General features: G+C 70.8%; 3 protein-coding genes. All 3 read left to right on the plus strand.

The features are described from left to right. Nucleotides 1–503, plus strand: a 503-nt coding sequence (locus ACWGH4_RS33230; protein WP_453467399.1) for a DUF2690 domain-containing protein, incomplete at its 5' end; no start/stop codon positions are given. Between the two features lie 180 nt (nucleotides 504–683). Next, complete coding sequence (locus tag ACWGH4_RS33235) at nucleotides 684–1673, plus strand: malate dehydrogenase (RefSeq protein ID WP_453467401.1); 990 nt, start codon at nucleotides 684–686, stop codon at nucleotides 1671–1673. Nucleotides 1674–1792: 119 nt separating this feature from the next. Further along, on the plus strand, nucleotides 1793–3175 hold the full coding sequence (locus ACWGH4_RS33240) for a B12-binding domain-containing radical SAM protein (RefSeq protein WP_453467403.1): 1383 nt from the start codon (nucleotides 1793–1795) through the stop codon (nucleotides 3173–3175). The last annotated feature ends 103 nt before the right edge of the window (nucleotides 3176–3278 follow it).

A 3278-nucleotide genomic window follows, 5' to 3' on the forward strand; every position in this document is an offset into this window, starting at 1 on the left:
GGCGCCCCCGTAAGGGCCCGTTCGTCGCGGCCGCCGTGGTGAGCGTGCTCATCGTGGCCGCGGGCGGCTGGTTCCTCGTCAACGGTGACGGAGGTGACGGACGCGAGGACCGGGCGACGCGAAGCCCTTCGGCCGCGCCCACCACCACCGCCCCCGAGCTGCCGGCCGGAGTGAAGTGCAACGGCGCCGACTGCGCCGGCCAGGACCCGGAAATCATGGGCTGCGGCGGCGAATACGCCAAGACCGTCTCGACGGCCACCGTCGGCACGGCGGTGATAGAGGTCCGGCACAGCCAGGTGTGCGGCGCGGCATGGGCCCGTATCACCAAGGCGGCCGTGGGGGACGCGGTGCGGATAGCCGTCGGCGGCAAGGCCCAGGAGAGCGCCCTGGTCAACGCCGACAAGGACGCGTACACCCCGATGGCGGCCGCGCCCGACCCGGCCGACGCCAAGGCGTGTGCCACGCTCACGACCGGCACGGAGGGCTGCACGACCGCACCGTGACCCACACCTTGTGGCGCGGACGGTGAGACGCGCCACAAGGGGGCGTGGATCGGTCCGTGCCCGGGTCGGATAGCCTGACCGCTGGAAATCTCTTCACGTCAAGATTCACCCCGGGCGTGGACGAGAGGTCCCGTACGAGGGGCAGTGTTGCCCACCGCCAGCTGTCTTACGGAGATCGCCATGACCCGCACTCCCGTCAACGTCACCGTGACCGGCGCGGCCGGCCAGATCGGCTACGCGCTGCTCTTCCGCATCGCCTCCGGCCACCTGCTCGGCGCGGATGTGCCGGTCAAGCTGCGCCTGCTCGAGATCCCGCAGGGCCTCAAGGCCGCCGAGGGCACCGCCATGGAGCTCGACGACTGCGCCTTCCCGCTGCTCAAGGGCATCGAGATCACCGACGACCCGAACGTCGGCTTCGACGGCGCCAACGTAGCCCTCCTCGTCGGCGCCCGCCCCCGCACCAAGGGCATGGAGCGCGGCGACCTGCTGTCCGCCAACGGCGGCATCTTCAAGCCCCAGGGCAAGGCCATCAACGACAACGCCGCGGACGACATCCGCGTCCTCGTCGTCGGCAACCCGGCCAACACCAACGCCCTCATCGCCCAGGCCGCGGCCCCGGACGTACCGGCCGAGCGCTTCACCGCGATGACCCGCCTGGACCACAACCGCGCGATCTCGCAGCTGGCCGCCAAGACCGGCGCCTCCGTCTCCGACATCAAGCGCCTCACCATCTGGGGCAACCACTCCGCCACCCAGTACCCGGACATCTTCCACGCGGAGATCGCCGGCAAGAACGCCGCGGAGGTCGTGAACGACCAGCAGTGGCTGGCCGACACCTTCATCCCGACCGTCGCCAAGCGCGGCGCCGCGATCATCGAGGCCCGTGGCGCGTCGTCCGCCGCCTCGGCCGCGAACGCCGCCATCGACCACGTCCACACCTGGGTCAACGGCACCGCCGAGGGCGACTGGACCTCCATGGGCATCCCGTCCGACGGTTCCTACGGCGTCCCGGAGGGCCTGATCTCCTCCTTCCCGGTCACCTGCAAGGACGGCAAGTACGAGATCGTCCAGGGCCTGGACATCAACGAGTTCTCCCGCACCCGCATCGACGCCTCGGTGCAGGAGCTGGTGGAGGAGCGCGACGCGGTCCGCGAGCTCGGCCTTCTCTGACCCCCGCGCCGCGGACGTCCGCGGCGTCCGGCGTACGCACCACGCCCCGGCAGCCCCGTGCTGCCGGGGCGCACGTGTGTGCGGGAACTGCGGGACCGGTTTCCGCAGTCTCGGCTGTCATGCGCGTGATGATGATCCTCCCGGCCCTGACCGAAGCGACCAGTCCGCTCTTCCGTCCCATCAAGTACTCGCTGTTCCCGCCGCTCGGTCTCGCGACCCTCGCGGGGTACCTCGACGAGTCGGACGAGGTGATGCTGTACGACGAACACGTCGAGCGCATCGACATCGAGTCCCTGCCCAGCCCCGACCTGCTGGTGCTCCAGCCGTACATCACGTCGGCGCGCCGCAGTTACGAGATAGCCGACCACTTCCGCGCGCGGGGCGTGCATGTGGCGATGGGCGGACTCCACGTCACCTCACTGCCGGACGAGGCCGCGCGGCACGCGGACACCATCTTCACCGGGCCGGGGGAGGAGCAGTGGCCGCTGTTCCTGAAGGACTTCCGCGACGGCGCGGCGGCCCGGCGCTACGACTCCACGGCGCAGCGCACCCTGGCCGGCCTCCCGCCGGTGCGCCGTGACCTGATCAAGCGCCACCTGTATCTCGTGCCCAACTCGATCGTCGTCTCGCGCGGTTGCCCGCACCACTGCGACTTCTGCTACAAGGACGCGTTCTTCGAGGGCGGCAAGTCCTTCTACACGCAGACCGTCGACGACGCCCTGTCGGAGATCGAGCGGCTGCCCGGCCGCCACCTCTATTTCCTCGACGACCACCTGCTGGGCAACCGGCGCTTCGCGGAAGCCCTGTTCGACGGTATGTCGGGCATGGGCCGCCTGTGGCAGGCGGCCGGCACGGTCAACTCCGTGCTCCAGCCGGGACTTCTGGAGCGCGCGGTCGACGCGGGCCTGCGCAGCCTGTTCGTCGGCTTCGAGACCGTCAACGACGCGAACCTGGCGGAGCGCCGCAAGAACCAGAACATCGGCAAGGACTACGGCGCGGCGGTCCGCCGCCTCCATGACGCTGGCGTCATGGTCAACGCCAGCTTCGTCTTCGGCCTCGACCAGGACGGCCCGGACGTCTTCGACCGCACGGTGGAATGGGCGGTCGAGCAGGGCATCGAGACGGCGACGTTCCACATCATGACGCCGTATCCCTCCACGGGGCTGTGGAAGCAGATGGAGGCGGAGGACCGCATCGTGCACCGCGACTGGGACCTGTACGACACCCGCCATGTGGTCTACCGGCCCAAGGGTATGACCCCCCGTCAGCTGGAGGACGGCTACTGGCGCGCCTACCGCGACTTCTACCGCTGGTCCAACATCTGGCGCGGCGCCTCCGCCCAGCCCGGCCCGCACGAGCGGATGCGGCACCTCGCGTACGCGGGCGGGTGGAAGAAGTTCGAGCCCGCGTGGGACATGCTGATCCGCTCCCGGCGTACCGTCCGCGCGATGCCCGCGCTGGAGCGCACCCTCGCCGCGTTCGGCGGCCGCAAGGCGGCGTGAGCCGCCGCGCAACCGGGCCGGCGCCGTCACCGGCTGCCGGGCCCGGCCCCCCGGCGGTTCTGCCGGCGGTGGCCCGGCCCGGCGGCTCAGGGATGGTCCGGCC

Source organism: Streptomyces sp. NPDC054847 (genome assembly GCF_053610925.1).